At 39.2% G+C, this 13,453-nt stretch carries 15 protein-coding genes; 5 read left to right on the top strand and 10 right to left on the bottom strand.

All coding sequences use genetic code 11. The features are described from left to right. Positions 1 to 3: 3 nt before the first annotated feature. Entirely contained in the window at positions 4 to 2,025 is a 2,022-nt protein-coding gene (gene metG, locus MTF67_RS09830; RefSeq protein WP_058429002.1) for a methionine--tRNA ligase, read from the bottom strand. Between the two features lie 187 nt (positions 2,026 to 2,212). On the opposite strand from metG, the gene apbC reads away from it, so the two are divergent. Together apbC and dcd are read left to right on the top strand one after the other, a co-directional pair. After that, positions 2,213 to 3,289, top strand: coding sequence for an iron-sulfur cluster carrier protein ApbC (apbC, locus tag MTF67_RS09825; protein WP_039036851.1), 1,077 nt, complete (start codon positions 2,213 to 2,215; stop codon positions 3,287 to 3,289). Between the two features lie 4 nt (positions 3,290 to 3,293). Next, positions 3,294 to 3,881, top strand: a complete 588-nt coding sequence (gene dcd, locus MTF67_RS09820; protein WP_006792188.1) for a dCTP deaminase — start codon at positions 3,294 to 3,296, stop codon at positions 3,879 to 3,881. Here dcd and MTF67_RS09815 read toward each other — a convergent pair. Together MTF67_RS09815 and MTF67_RS09810 are read right to left on the bottom strand one after the other, a co-directional pair. Further along, the gene (locus MTF67_RS09815) at positions 3,878 to 4,669 is read right to left on the bottom strand and encodes a CLCA_X family protein (RefSeq protein ID WP_248519413.1); all 792 of its coding nucleotides are present in this window, start codon (positions 4,667 to 4,669) and stop codon (positions 3,878 to 3,880) included. The genes dcd and MTF67_RS09815 overlap by 4 nt on opposite strands. A gap of 20 nt (positions 4,670 to 4,689) precedes the next feature. Beyond that, positions 4,690 to 5,283, bottom strand: coding sequence for a tRNA-uridine aminocarboxypropyltransferase (locus tag MTF67_RS09810; protein WP_039036853.1), 594 nt, complete (start codon positions 5,281 to 5,283; stop codon positions 4,690 to 4,692). Positions 5,284 to 5,418: 135 nt separating this feature from the next. On the opposite strand from MTF67_RS09810, the gene MTF67_RS09805 reads away from it, so the two are divergent. Next, the gene (locus MTF67_RS09805) at positions 5,419 to 5,763 is read left to right on the top strand and encodes an Hpt domain-containing protein (RefSeq protein WP_248519412.1); all 345 of its coding nucleotides are present in this window, start codon (positions 5,419 to 5,421) and stop codon (positions 5,761 to 5,763) included. Positions 5,764 to 5,926: 163 nt separating this feature from the next. Continuing rightward, complete coding sequence (locus MTF67_RS09800) at positions 5,927 to 7,144, top strand: pyridoxal phosphate-dependent aminotransferase (RefSeq protein ID WP_010557496.1); 1,218 nt, start codon at positions 5,927 to 5,929, stop codon at positions 7,142 to 7,144. A gap of 54 nt (positions 7,145 to 7,198) precedes the next feature. On the opposite strand, the gene MTF67_RS09795 is transcribed toward MTF67_RS09800, so the two are convergent. From MTF67_RS09795 to MTF67_RS09780, 4 genes are read right to left on the bottom strand one after another with little or no spacing between them, the layout of a single operon-like run. Beyond that, complete coding sequence (locus tag MTF67_RS09795) at positions 7,199 to 7,666, bottom strand: glycine zipper 2TM domain-containing protein (protein WP_006792183.1); 468 nt, start codon at positions 7,664 to 7,666, stop codon at positions 7,199 to 7,201. 17 nt (positions 7,667 to 7,683) lie between these two features. Then, positions 7,684 to 8,298 carry a penicillin-binding protein activator LpoB gene (gene lpoB / locus MTF67_RS09790; RefSeq protein ID WP_008131492.1) on the bottom strand — a complete coding sequence of 205 codons (615 nt, stop codon included), beginning with the start codon at positions 8,296 to 8,298 and terminating at the stop codon, positions 7,684 to 7,686. Positions 8,299 to 8,309: 11 nt separating this feature from the next. Beyond that, a complete protein-coding gene (locus MTF67_RS09785; protein ID WP_010557494.1) occupies positions 8,310 to 8,735 on the bottom strand; it encodes a YcfL family protein in 426 nt (141 codons plus the stop codon). Between the two features lie 8 nt (positions 8,736 to 8,743). Then, positions 8,744 to 10,108, bottom strand: a complete 1,365-nt coding sequence (locus MTF67_RS09780; RefSeq protein ID WP_248519411.1) for an adenine DNA methylase — start codon at positions 10,106 to 10,108, stop codon at positions 8,744 to 8,746. Between the two features lie 307 nt (positions 10,109 to 10,415). Here MTF67_RS09780 and MTF67_RS09775 point away from each other — a divergent pair, with 307 nt between their 5' ends. Beyond that, complete coding sequence (locus MTF67_RS09775) at positions 10,416 to 11,285, top strand: DMT family transporter (RefSeq protein ID WP_248519410.1); 870 nt, start codon at positions 10,416 to 10,418, stop codon at positions 11,283 to 11,285. Between the two features lie 8 nt (positions 11,286 to 11,293). On the opposite strand, the gene MTF67_RS09770 is transcribed toward MTF67_RS09775, so the two are convergent. From MTF67_RS09770 to MTF67_RS09760, 3 genes are read right to left on the bottom strand one after another with little or no spacing between them, the layout of a single operon-like run. Then, entirely contained in the window at positions 11,294 to 11,980 is a 687-nt protein-coding gene (locus tag MTF67_RS09770; RefSeq protein WP_248519409.1) for a M15 family metallopeptidase, read from the bottom strand. Continuing rightward, positions 11,980 to 13,110 carry a succinyl-diaminopimelate desuccinylase gene (gene dapE, locus MTF67_RS09765; RefSeq protein WP_033025722.1) on the bottom strand — a complete coding sequence of 377 codons (1,131 nt, stop codon included), beginning with the start codon at positions 13,108 to 13,110 and terminating at the stop codon, positions 11,980 to 11,982. Before dapE ends, MTF67_RS09770 begins: the two co-directional genes overlap by 1 nt. After that, positions 13,107 to 13,451, bottom strand: coding sequence for an ArsC family reductase (locus MTF67_RS09760; RefSeq protein WP_058428993.1), 345 nt, complete (start codon positions 13,449 to 13,451; stop codon positions 13,107 to 13,109). The genes dapE and MTF67_RS09760 overlap by 4 nt, the downstream gene beginning before the upstream one ends. Between the last annotated feature and the right edge of the window lie 2 nt (positions 13,452 to 13,453).

The raw sequence follows: 13,453 nt of genomic DNA, 5'->3' as shown, positions 1-13,453 counted from the left end.
AATTTACATTACACGCATTCCTGGCTCTGATCCGTCGTCTGGATTAAGAATATAAATTTCTTTTCCGCCAGGGCCTGCAGCAAGTACCATACCCTCAGACATACCAAAACGCATTTTACGCGGTTTAAGGTTTGCAACCATTACTGTTAGCTTACCTTCAATGTCTTCAGGAGCGTATGCTGATTTAATGCCTGCGAATACTTGACGCGTTTCGCCGCCTAAATCAAGGGTTAGCTTCAGTAGTTTGTCGGCGCCTTTTACATGCTCTGCTTTTGCAATTTTAGCAACACGAAGGTCTACCTTTGCAAAATCGTCAAACTCAATTTCTTCGCTAATAGGTTCTTTTGCAAGAGGGCTATTTGGGTCAATTGTTACTTTAGGCTCTAGGCTTTCTTTAGATTCTTCAACCATTTTGTTTACTTTGTCCATTTCTACGCGTTGCATTAACGGTTTAAATTTATTGATTGAGTGGCTTACTAGTGGCGTTTGTACTGCATCCCAAGCAAGATCATCGTTTAAAAACGCTTCTACATTTTGGGCCATAGCCGGTAGTACTGGTTTTAAATAGGTAATTAAAACACGGAACAAGTTAAGGCCAAGCGAACACACATCGTGAGCTTCTTGTTGCTTAGTTTCGTCTTTAATTAATACCCATGGTGCTGCGCCATCAATAAATTGGTTTGCTTTGTCGGCAAGGGCCATAATTTCACGAATTGCGCGACTGTATTCACGGTTCTCAAAATGGGTGGTAATACTTGGCGCGGCAGCTTGGAACTCTTCTAGGAGCTCTGGTTGCATAATGGTTGCGCTTAATTTGCCATCAAACTTTTTGGTAATAAAGCCTGCGCAACGGCTCGCTATATTAACGACTTTACCAACCAGATCTGAATTAACACGTTGTGCAAAGTCTTCTAGGTTTAAATCAAGATCGATAATACCGCTGTTTAATTTTGCAGCGTAATAGTAACGTAAGTATTCTGGATTTAGGTTGTCCAGGTAGGTACGCGCTTTAATGAACGTGCCCTTTGACTTAGACATTTTTTCGCCATTTACAGTAACGAACCCGTGTGCAAATACGTTAGTTGGTTTTCTAAATTTAGCGCCTTCTAGCATGGCTGGCCAAAATAAGCTGTGGAAGTAAATAATGTCTTTACCAATAAAGTGGTAAAGTTCTGCTTCTGAGCCTTCAGCCCAAAATGCGTCAAAATCAATCCCTTTTTTATCACACAGGTTTTTAAAGCTGGCCATGTAACCAATTGGCGCATCTAGCCATACGTAAAAGTATTTACCTGGGGCATTTGGAATTTCGAAACCAAAGTAAGGCGCATCACGGCTGATATCCCACTGTTGTAAGCCGTCAGTAAACCATTCGTCTAGCTTGTTAGCCATTTCTTGTTGAATAGTACCTGAGTGTAGCCATTCTTTAAGCATGCCTTCAAATGCTGGTAGGTCAAAAAAGTAATGCTCAGAATCTTTTAAAATAGGCTCGGCACCTGACATAACAGAGCGCGGGTTTATTAATTCGGTTGGGCTGTAAGTTGCACCACACGAATCACAGCTATCGCCATTTTGATCTTCAGACTTACACGTTGGGCAAGTACCGGTTACAAAGCGATCAGGTAAAAATATGCCTTTTTCTGGGTCAAACAATTGCGAAATAGTGTGCTTTTTTATATGGCCCGCGTCGTTTAAGCGGTTGTATATTAATTCACTAAATTCTTTGTTTTCTTGGCTATGCGTGCTGTGGTAATTGTCAAACTTAATGTTGAAATCAGCAAAGTCGCGTTGGCGTTCAATGCTCACATTTTTTACCATTTCTTCAGGTGTGATCCCTTGCTTCTGTGCATTAAGCATGATTGGTGTGCCGTGGGCATCGTCTGCGCAAACATAATACGTTTCATGGCCTTGAAGTTTTTGAAAACGTGACCAAATATCAGTTTGAATATATTCCAATAAATGACCTAAGTGGGTTGGGCCATTTGCATAAGGTAATGCGCTGGTAATCAGGATCTTTCGCTGTGCCATAATCATTCCGAATTGAGGATAAAATACCGTTTTTACTATTTAAACGGCTGTTATCATTAATTTATCTATAAACAGGTGGCTATGCGCTCACACTGCTTATGGATTTTTATTAATTGACTGGTGTTAATGACCTGAATGTTACATAATTCCGAGGCACTTTTCATCAAAGAAACGCTATTTAATTGCTATGTTTGGACTGTCGAAACTTTTCTCTTCTAAATCGGTGCAAAAACAACCGATTATTGCTGCTTTAGCGGCTTATCGTAGTGCGGCCTTTGCCGTAGGAATTGACGAAAGCTTTATTGAGTCAATTTCTGAAAACGACGATAAATCAATACAAATTAGTCTTACTTTACCTTTTGCTGCGCAATCAGAAATCCCCCTTGTAGAGCAGCATGTCCGTGATGTTTTAAATATTGAAATCTCAATAAAGGCTAAGGTTGATATTCAAGAGCCTGCAAAGTTTAAAGGAATTAAACACATTGTACTTATTGCTTCAGGTAAAGGTGGGGTAGGTAAATCGACTACAGCTGTTAATTTAGCGGGTGCATTAAAAGCTGAGGGAGCAAAAGTTGGTATTTTAGACGCTGATATTTATGGTCCTTCAATACCTATGTTGTTGGGCCTTGTTGGTGCTGAGCCAAAAACAAAAGATAACAAACAATTACTACCGTTTGATGCCAATGGCATTAAAGCCCAATCTATTGGCTTTTTAGTACCCAGTGATGACGCAACAGTATGGCGAGGCCCAATGGCATCGGGTGCACTTAGCCAATTACTGAACGAGACTGATTGGGGCGAACTCGATTATTTAATTGTAGATATGCCCCCAGGTACAGGTGATATACAACTTACTATGAGCCAAAAAGTACCTGCCAGTGGGACTGTTATTGTAACTACGCCTCAAGATTTAGCACTTGCTGATGCCCAAAAAGGCATTGCAATGTTTAATAAAGTAAATGTGCCAGTACTTGGTTTGATAGAAAATATGAGCCATTACGTTTGCAGCCACTGCGGTGAGGCAAACCATGTATTTGGCAAAGAGGGTGCACAAAAACTAGCCCACAAGCATGGCGTTCCGGTACTTAGCCATATTCCCCTTGCCATTGATATTAGAGAGTACTCTGAGCAAGGAAAACTTATTGCTAGCGATAACGATGCGGCAATAAGCAAAACATACAGCGCAGCAGCTAGGCTTATAGCCAGCACGCTATATTATCAACAGCATCACAACAGCATAGAAATTGTGATTACAGAAGATTAAAAGCATGAGACTTTCAGACACACATATTAAAGAACACCTAAAAGATGGCCGAATAGTTATAGAGCCTGCTCCGAGTAGTGAGATGATATCGGGTGTGACAGCAGATTTACGTCTTGGTAATAAATTTAGAACGTTCAATGCTCATAATGCAGCCTACGTTGATTTAAGTGGTCCAAAGGATCAACTCAATAAAGCCATGGAATCAATCATGAGTGAGGAAATTGAGCTTGCAGACGGTGAAGCGTTTTTTTTACACCCAGGTGAACTCGCGCTTGCAATCACTTATGAAAAAGTAACGCTACCTGCCGATATTGTAGGGTGGTTGGATGGGCGTTCATCGCTTGCGCGTTTGGGTTTGATGGTGCATGTAACAGCACACCGAATTGATCCCGGCTGGAGCGGTAATATTGTATTAGAGTTTTACAACTCAGGAAAATTACCCTTAGCGCTGCGCCCAATGATGAAAATTGGCGCTATGAGTTTCGAAATGCTTTCAGGGCCTTGTGAAAACCCGTATAACATTCGTAAAGATGCTAAATACAAAGACCAGAGTAGCGCAGTTGCAAGTCGCATAAGTGATGAAAACAGCTAAACCTTATCGGGTAAATTATGAAGCGCATAACCCAATAGTTGAAAATAGTGGTTAAGCGCTTTATTTGCCTTGGTGGTATGTTGTGCTGGTGGGTATATTAAATTACTGGATTGCAAACCGTCCACCAAAAAACTGTTTTTTATATTTGGGTGTACATATATACAGGCTTCAAAACAGCGAGCTGCAATTTCTTCAGGCATACTCATATAATTCATATTATGGGCTTGGTCGTGTTTAATACATGCTTGCACAAATTCATTGGCATTTTCGCCACTTGCATCTAAAAATACTTCTTTAAAAAAGCTGTTCAGTGCGTCATTGAGTGGGTGCATTAAATTTGGTGTATTTGAAAGCCAAAGTTTTGAAGCAAATCCATAGCGTGGTTTTACTTTAAATAAATGTTCACTAATGTGGTGGTCGAATGCATGAAACCACTCATGCGCGAGCGCACCACCGCCCGCATTTTTAGCAAGTGCTAATGTTTGACTGCCTGCATTGTAATGCGCTTGCACACCTTTTTGACCACCGTGCCCAAATGCAAAATTTAACTTTCCGCGCAGGCCAATTGCTTTAGGTGGTAGGTGCAGTATTTGCGCCAGGTCGGCCAGCGCATCGTAAATTAAATTAGCGCTAATATAGCGCTCTTCTTTGGTTACCCATTTACCAACGACCATTGATCTGAACCCAAACGTGGTTCTTATATCGCTAAAATCAACTTGGTCATCAAAGCGATAGTCGGGGCCTTGACGAGTAAATCCTCGTTTTAATCTATTTAGGTAATGTCGCATCTGTTTATCAAAAGCTAAATTTAATTTAAGTAACGTGCTTTTACGTGCTCAGGCATATGTTGGGTTTGTTTATTAATTAATTCTTCTAATAAAGTAAACAAAGGCTCTGGGTTTAAATGTTCTATTAAGCTTAAGCTATGAGCAACGGCTTCAAGTGTAGAGAGGCTATCGGCACGGGGTGCTTTACGAATTGTATAACGATTTTTAGGTGGTTTATTAAAACTCACTGTTCTAAATTGATTGAGTGCAGGGGTGAGTTGTAAAATTTTATAGGCTTTTTTCCATGTGCCATCGATCACAATTAAATGAGTGATGTGTTTATGGTTTGTAGAGTTTGGTTCATCTAGGTAGGTGGCATTTTCGTTTGGGTAAAGCAGTACTGTTGATTCTTTTGGCAAACTATTTAACATACTAAAGTCAGCACTGTTTTCACCTTTGATGATTTCGCAATCAGTTAGACTTAAGTTGAGTAATTTAGCCGTGTTTTTTGCTATTTTTTCTTCGCTGGGGTGTTGTAGAATAATAACTTTAACTTTGTTAGTTATTGTTTCAATAGCGCTGCATACACAGGTATTGAGCGCAAAATTACAATGAGTACAAAGAATGCGTGCCATTTTAAAAACTTTCTCTCTATTATTAACTTGTAAATTATACATTTATGAAAGCAATTAAGTTGGTTTTTTTTCATTTATCAATATACAGTAGTTATATCAAATACAATGAACATGGATAGTTGAAGGAATTAAATAATGACAGACATTACCATAGATACATCAGCGTTAGAGAATATGAAATCCTTATTGGGCGAGCAGTTTGCTGATACGCTTGATTTTTGTTGTGCCGAATTTGAACGTCTGGGCTCTGAAGTTATGGCAACCATTGGTAAAGATAAAGAGGCAGCGATTCGTCATTCTCATAGTTTAAAATCAAATGCCGCGCAGTTTGGTGCGTCTAGTTTAGCTGATGTTTCGCGCACCATAGAGTTAAGCTTAGTTGATGATGACTTAGCTAAAGCGATAGATGCTTCTGCCAACTTAATGCCACAGGTAGAAGGCTCTCAAACAAAATTTAAACAATGGTTAGATGCACAATAGTTAACGTGAATTAATTTCAGTTTTAAGCTGTTAAATTTACTGGTGTTATATATTTACTCGGTTAGTCTAGTAGGCAACCGGGTTTTTATTGTTGAGATAAAATAGACCTTAATTATAAAACTCAAATTACAAAGGTCATCAGGTGCCAGCTAGTAGAGGTAAAATGTCAGATATAAAAAAGAGTCATAAATTAGAAGGCGTATGTTATGACATTCGTGGACCTGTTTTAGCTCAAGCTAAAAAAATGGAAGACGATGGTCAAAAAGTCTTAAAATTAAACATCGGTAATCCAGCTGCATTTGGTTTTGATATGCCTGAAGATATGCATCGCGATATTATCCGTAACCTTTATTCTGCCCAAGGTTATTGTGACTCTAAAGGACTTTACTCAGCCAGAGTAGCTGTTTACCAGCATTATCAACAACGTGGGTTAAACAACTTAGACGTTGATAACATTTATATTGGTAATGGGGTAAGTGAACTAATCCAAATGATCACTCAAGCTTTGCTTAACAACGACGATGAAGTGCTTATCCCCGCGCCAGATTATCCGTTGTGGACTGCGTCAGTTAAGTTAGCGGGCGGTAATCCCGTTCATTATTTATGTGATGAAGAGCAAGATTGGTTTCCTGATATAGATGACATAAAAAGTAAAATCACCTCTAAAACCAAAGCCTTGGTGTTAATTAATCCGAACAACCCTACTGGTGCGGTATATAGTGATGACCTGCTTAAGCAATTAATAGATATTGCGCGAGAGCACAAGTTACTGTTGTTAAGCGACGAAATTTACGAAAAGATTTTATACGATGGAGTTAGCCACACTTCAATTGCTTCATTGTGTGATGATGTGCCAATGATTACTTTTAATGGTTTAGCTAAAACTTACCGTGCTGCTGGGCTAAGAATGGGGTGGATGGTTTTAAGTGGTAAAACATCAGCCATGGACGACTTAAGTAAAGGGTTAGATATACTCTCGTCAATGCGTTTATGCGCTAATGTACCTGCCCAATATGCAATTCAGCAGGCATTAGGTGGTGTGCAATCAATTGATAACTTAATTAATCCGGGCGGGCGATTATACGAACAACGTGATATTGCATGGCGCGGTTTAAACGCGATTGAAGGTATTAGCTGTAAAAAGCCAAAAGGCGCTTTATATGCGTTTGCTAAGGTTGATACTGCACACTTTAATGTAAAAGACGATGAGCAAATGATGTTTGATTTGCTCAAGGCCGAAAAAATATTGTTAGTGCATGGGCGTGCGTTTAATTGGCCAGAGCCTGATCACTTTAGGTTAGTGTTTTTACCTAATAAGGATGACTTAACTGACGCCATGCAAAAAATGCAGCGTTTCTTTAAAGATTATCGCCAGTTATAAAACTTTATAAAAAAACGAGCCTGTTGGCTCGTTTTTGTTTTTAAAGGCGTGTTATTAATATGCTTTATCTACTCTTACGGTGTTATCGCCTAAATAAACTAACCTCACATTATCGCCTTTGTGAAATCGCATACCTTGGTCTAGGTCTTGAACTACCATAAATTGGTCGCCATTTTCTACCTGAATTAGTAATTCAACTAACTGAGTTTGTTTGTAATAGCTACCTTGCTGACTATTGTTAGCAACACTACCACCGATAACTGAGCCTAAAATTGTGGCTATAGCACGACCGCTGCCACCACCAAATTGATTACCAATAACACCACCAACAAGTGCGCCACCAAACGTTTTCCAGCCGTTCTTTTTGTCTTGTATTAGTTCTTGCTCGGTGATGTTTCGTACAGATTTAATGTCACCAAACAACACTTTTTGAACTGCTACGGCTTTATTTCGCTCGTATTTAGCAAAAGTGGGTGCACTTAATGTAAGTAAAGCGCACATAATTACAGCAATTGCTTTCATAACTTACTCCTATCGGCTTACCAGCCAAAGGTTGATTTTTCTTTGGTTTTGCGAATTTCAGTTTCGTCCGCCCATTCAATAAGTCCGCTTTTCATATCCATTAAGCGCATTGTGAATTTATAATATACGTCTGATTTATCTGCATTTGTTTTAACAATGCTTGATAAGTTGCCATACAACATGTATTGCGCACCAATTTGTTGTCCAAATGCAACCGCTGTTGCTGGGTTCACTAATGCATCTTCGTTTTGAAAGGTAAGTTGTTCACGTACAGCTTCTACACGTGTCATGTCTACAAAGCGAAACTTACCGCTGCGTAGCATTTGCGTTGAGATAGAATCAGTGATTGATTCGGTATCAATATGCTCACTGGTTTTGTTTTTAATACGTTCCACAAATACAACAGGACGGTTATTTTGAGTCATGGTTCCCACCACTGGCGAGCTTAGTAGTGAGTCGGTCATTTGACTCGCGACTTTTTGTAAATCGGTAGAACCAAAATTTATATCAGTTGTTTCAACTGCTTGAGCGTCACCATAGCTAACTACGGCTTTGTTAGCACAGCCGCTTAAGATCAATGCACTGAGCCCAACCAATGCGTAAGTGGATGCTGTTTTAAATGTCGTGTTCATAATAGTTTCCTTTAATCTTTAAATTCTTGAGATTCAGTTGATACTTTTCTAACTGCTAGTGAAAATGTAACAGCATCAGAGCTAGGCGCTAAACCTGGTAATTGTGTATTAGCAAAACCAAATAAAGTTAATGGCTGCCACGGTGAATGATTTCCTTTAATCAAAAATCCATCTTTATCAAACCATTTAAATTGATACTGTAAATATTGTGACTTTTTATATTGGCTAGATAGGGTAACCACCACATCCGTTAACTGATTTGTTTGACGCGTTTTAACGTCGGTAATGGCGAGTTTTTCACCTAAATCAGGGTTATCCACTCTAAGTTGATCATTAAAATTACCTTTATTTTGTTCAACCGCTATACCTGATGTAACAGGCTGTGTTGCACAAGCACTTAGCAGTAAAACGGCACACATTGGCACTATGTATTTCATGGTGTCTCCTAGAGTTGAACTACATGGTAGTTAAAATAGTTATTAATAGAGGTTAGGTAAATTAAAGTTAACCCTTGCTTACTAACGGTAAAACTAATAGGCGGTTGATTGCCTATATTTAATATATGTTCACCTGCCGTCAGACTTTGGCGCGCTACAGCAATTTGATTTGGTAATGTAAGCCAGCTTCGGGTGTCGGCTTGCTCTGACGCTAAATTATATATATTGGCTAAAATGTTGCCTACATCTCCTGCGCTGCGCGCAAGCTCAGCGCGAACTTTTTCTTTAGTTATGAGCCGTAATACTTGGCGTGTAATTTTGCCCGGTATTTCTTGTTCAAGAGTTTTAGCGGCTAGGGCTTCTAAATAAACTAATGGCGCTAATGCTACTTTTTGTCCAGCAATACTCACATTTTGTATAGCGCTAATGTAAGCACTGTCTTTATATACGGGCATAGCAAGGCTATAAAAACGAACATCACCTCTACTTGTATCAATCGGTAGTCTTAATTTAAATTCAGTTTGTTTGGGCACGAAACCTTGCTCAAGTAATACGATTACCTCACCATGGTTAGGCTTTAAAGTGCTAAGTTCGCCAAAACGTTGTGTGTATTCGTCAAATTCTTGCTGAAACCCTTGTTTTTTAGCTAGGTGAATTACATCTTGCTGTAAATATTTATTATTTGGTTGAATAGCTAACGCTTTTTTGTAGTCTATGTAGGCGTCGTCAAACTGTTTTGCACTTTGGTAAAGCAAAGCCGATAAGTAAAAAGTGTATGCGTTTTGAAAGCCGTTTTTAACATCTCTTGTCACATTATTCATACTTGGATAATGCTGCTGCGCTTCATTTTTTTCTGAATTTATATCTGCTTCATTCTCGCTAAGCGCATCGGCTTGTACTTTATTAGCTCGGCGAATTTCGACCAGTGCGCCTTCAATATCATTTTTATAAACATAGTTAAGTGCTTTATAACTATGAAGCATGCTCATCTCGTAAGCAGGCGGTACATAGGTAATTGCCGAGTCATTCGTAAATAATGCATTACTTTGTTCAAGCCCGGCACTTAGTTGAATCTTTGCAGCTTGGCGTTTCGTTTGCATTTGAGCATATACGTTTTCGAATTTGCTTTGAGCGTTATCAGCTGAATTAGTAAGGTCGTTGATACGCGCTTGCTCAAGTTGATTAAGCAAGTAACTACTGTGTATAGTGCTATTGTCAGCAATTAACGATTTAGCTTGTTGTGGGTTATTATTTTCAATAGCATTTCGCACTGGCGTCATTTGTGTGGCGTAATCGTTAAATAGGTCGTTAAACCCTATAGAGCTACAACCACTTAAAATAAAACAAACGCTTAAAATTATACTTCTGCGCACACAGCACTCCTTTTAATCTACTTAAGCAGGTTAACACACTCACTTTAAACAAGAGTGTGAAACATTGTAAAAAAACGTAGAGCCATATCATCGTTAAGGTAAATATGCATGTTCTATGTGAATAAGGCGTGAATTTAGTAATGTGTGAAATAGACAGCGAAAAGTTAAGGTCTTATTAAGTTGAAAGTTTTTGCACACTTTGCCTTATGCTGTATAAATAACTTACTTTTATAGCAGTTTAAGTTATTTAACTACTCACCCATAAAAAGATTATTTAATAACCAGATTTAGGTTAAAAAGGATTATTTTGAAAGCAGCTATATATACATTTATTGCTTTAATAGCATTTGCCGCCAATTCTTTATTTTGCCGAATGGCATTAGCTGAGAGGTATATAGATCCCTATAACTTTACCACCATTCGCTTATTAAGCGGTGCTGCATGTTTAGGTATTATCATGAGCGTTTATACTTATAATCTAAAACGTAATGGGTCATTTAATGATGCTATTTTAAGTGATACAGGGAGTTGGCGAAGTAGCATTAGTTTACTTGTTTATGCACTTAGTTTTTCGGTGGCCTACGTTGAGTTAGATACCGGAACAGGCGCTTTGATTTTATTTTCAGCCGTGCAACTTACGATGATTGGTTGGGGTATATATAAGAAAGAACAATTAAGCGCCGTGCAGTGGGCTGCTTTTTTGATTGCTGTTACGGGGTTTGCTTATTTGATGCTGCCCTCAGCTGCGGTGCCCTCGCTAATAGGAGCGGGATTGATGGCCATAAGCGGTGTTGCTTGGGGTATTTACAGTATACGTGGCAAAGTATGTGTATCGCCTTTACGAACGACGGGGTTTAATTTTATTAGAAGTTTAGTAGCGCTCCCCATCTTATTACTTGTTAGTATGAGCTACTTTAACGCACTTACCATACAAGGCATTTTACTCGCATGCGCTTCTGGCGCTTTAGCCTCTGGCATTGGCTATAGTATCTGGTATGTTGCAATGCCATTACTTAAAAGCACGCAAGCTGCGGTTGTGCAATTGTGTGTGCCGGTAGTTGCAGCGTTTGCAGGCGTTATTTTTTTACAAGAACAGTTAACAGTTGAATTTGTTATCGCCAGCTCAGTTATTTTAACAGCGGTACTCATATTTATTTTAAATAAAAAGAAGGAGTAGTTCTTCTTTTACGGTGGACTAACGTTGGTCACAAAGCGCTTATAAAGTGAAGGTAAGTGCGCCAATACGGCACTTTTACCAAGTAGTTCACTGTTTTCTATGCATTTTCGTAAAGCACTTTCAGTTAGTTGAATACTTAGCAATTGTGATTGCTTAATGTGGCTAATATGCCAAAGTTCAGGAGCTACTCCGTTTAAATCTTCGCGATAAGGCCGATAAAAACCAAATTTCTCAAGGTGAATACTGAGCCATTCACTCAATGGTGAGAATGGACCGTTTTTCTCATATTCATGAGGAGATAACTGCAGTTGATAATCGTCACTAACACTGGCTTTGTCGTACACATCCAAATCGGTACCAAAATGGTGCCTACTTGCCCCAGGTAAAGCTGAATAACGCATAATTGCAATACACTTATCAATGTCATTTAAGTTCGTTAAATCAACAACCTTTTGTTGTGAATTATAAACAGGCCTTTGTCCTGAAAATTTGTTATTCCAAATGATCGCCTGACGTTCAAAATCTCTAAAGCTTGATGCAATAGTTAAGTCAAACCCAGCTTGTTTAGCTGCATTTTGTAGCGCTATAAAATCAGTAGTGATAGCGCTATGCAAACGATGGCTTTGTATTTTATTTAAATGTGTATCACTTTGCCCTGTGACACACGCTATCGTGGGTACTTGTAAATCAGTCATTAGGTTAATAATTGCTCAAGTATTTGCTCGTAAATGTCGGTGAGTTTAATTAAGTCATCTGTACTTACGCACTCATCCACTTTGTGAATGGTGGCATTACGAGGCCCAAGCTCAATGACTTTAGCACCGGTTTGAGCTATGAAGCGACCATCAGAGGTTCCCCCCGTGGTTTCTAAATTGGTTGCTAATCCTGTCACAGACTCAATAGCATTAACGGTTGCGTCAACAAGTGGGCCATGTTCTGTAATAAATGGGAGACCATTTACAATCCAGTTTAATTCGTAGTTCAAGTTGTGTTTTTGTAAAATGTCGATTACACGCTGTTGCAATTGTTGATGTGTAACTTCGGTGCTAAATCTAAAATTAAATTGCACATCTAGCTCACCAGGGATCACATTACCTGCACCTGTGCCGCCGTTAATATTTGATATTTGAAAGCTGGTTGCCGGAAAAAAATCATTCCCTTTATCCCACTGGGTTTGGCTAAGCTCTGTTAATGCTTCAGTGGCTAAATGAATAGGGTTTTGAGCCAGGTGAGGGTAGGCAACATGTCCTTGAATACCTTTAACTTTTAAGAATCCGGTAAGCGAGCCGCGTCGGCCATTCTTAACTACATCACCTAAGACATCCCGAGATGAAGGTTCGCCAACCAAACACATATCAATTTTTTCACCGCGAGATTCTAGTGTATCAATAACTCGGGTGGTTCCATTTATAAATGGTCCTTCTTCATCAGAAGTGATCAAAAAGGAAATTGATCCTTTGTGGTTCGGGTATTTAGTTACAAAACGCTCAGTAGCTACAATCATGGCAGCAAGCGAGCCTTTCATATCGGCAGCTCCTCGACCATGCAATAAACCATTTTCTACCAGCCCTGAAAATGGTGGGTGCTGCCAGTTTTTTGCGGGCCCCGTAGGCACTACATCTGTGTGTCCTGCGAAACAAAAATGCGGCGACTGGTCGCCTTTACGCGCCCAAGTATTTAATGTATCAGTAAAAAACAGTGACTCTATGTTAAAGCCGATAGCTTCAAGGCGTTCGTTCATCATTTGTTGACAGCCGGCATCTTCTGGGGTGACAGATTCACGCTGTATCAAGGCTTGTGCAAGTGCAATTACTTCATTCATTATTTAAAAATCTCATCGTATTGCGCGACCTTAAAGCCTAAATAAAAGTCAGTACCGTTAACTAATACTGGTCGCTTTATCATAGCGGGCTGCTGAACTAATAATTGAATAGCATTTTGCTTAGTTAAATTTTGTTTTTGCTCGTCACTTAAAGCTCTGTATGTAGTTCCGCGTTTATTGACTAATTGTTCCCAATCTAATTTATCAGCAAATTCAGCGACCATTTGTTCATTAACACCCTCTTTGCGGTAATCGTGAAAGGTAAATTCAATATTATTATCTGTAAGGTACTTTTTAGCTTTTTTAATTGTGTCGCAGTTACTAATTCCGTAAAGAGTGATCATAA

This window comes from Pseudoalteromonas sp. 2CM32C (assembly GCF_023161925.1).
In the GTDB taxonomy this organism is placed as follows: domain Bacteria; phylum Pseudomonadota; class Gammaproteobacteria; order Enterobacterales; family Alteromonadaceae; genus Pseudoalteromonas; species Pseudoalteromonas marina.
The sequence above is the reverse complement of the archived record's forward strand: the minus strand, read 5'-3'. Positions and strand labels throughout refer to the sequence as shown.

Bases quoted from the DNA above. Each gene is read 5' to 3' on its own strand.
- metG (WP_058429002.1), bottom strand. From the start codon at position 2,025: ATGGCACAGCGAAAGATCCTGATTACCAGCGCATTACCTTATGCAAAT.
- apbC (WP_039036851.1), top strand. From the start codon at position 2,213: ATGTTTGGACTGTCGAAACTTTTCTCTTCTAAATCGGTGCAAAAACAA.
- dcd (WP_006792188.1), top strand. From the start codon at position 3,294: ATGAGACTTTCAGACACACATATTAAAGAACACCTAAAAGATGGCCGA.
- MTF67_RS09815 (WP_248519413.1), bottom strand. From the start codon at position 4,669: ATGCGACATTACCTAAATAGATTAAAACGAGGATTTACTCGTCAAGGC.
- MTF67_RS09810 (WP_039036853.1), bottom strand. From the start codon at position 5,283: ATGGCACGCATTCTTTGTACTCATTGTAATTTTGCGCTCAATACCTGT.
- MTF67_RS09805 (WP_248519412.1), top strand. From the start codon at position 5,419: ATGACAGACATTACCATAGATACATCAGCGTTAGAGAATATGAAATCC.
- MTF67_RS09800 (WP_010557496.1), top strand. From the start codon at position 5,927: ATGTCAGATATAAAAAAGAGTCATAAATTAGAAGGCGTATGTTATGAC.
- MTF67_RS09795 (WP_006792183.1), bottom strand. From the start codon at position 7,666: ATGAAAGCAATTGCTGTAATTATGTGCGCTTTACTTACATTAAGTGCA.
- lpoB (WP_008131492.1), bottom strand. From the start codon at position 8,298: ATGAACACGACATTTAAAACAGCATCCACTTACGCATTGGTTGGGCTC.
- MTF67_RS09785 (WP_010557494.1), bottom strand. From the start codon at position 8,735: ATGAAATACATAGTGCCAATGTGTGCCGTTTTACTGCTAAGTGCTTGT.
- MTF67_RS09770 (WP_248519409.1), bottom strand. From the start codon at position 11,980: ATGACTGATTTACAAGTACCCACGATAGCGTGTGTCACAGGGCAAAGT.
- MTF67_RS09760 (WP_058428993.1), bottom strand. From the start codon at position 13,451: ATGATCACTCTTTACGGAATTAGTAACTGCGACACAATTAAAAAAGCT.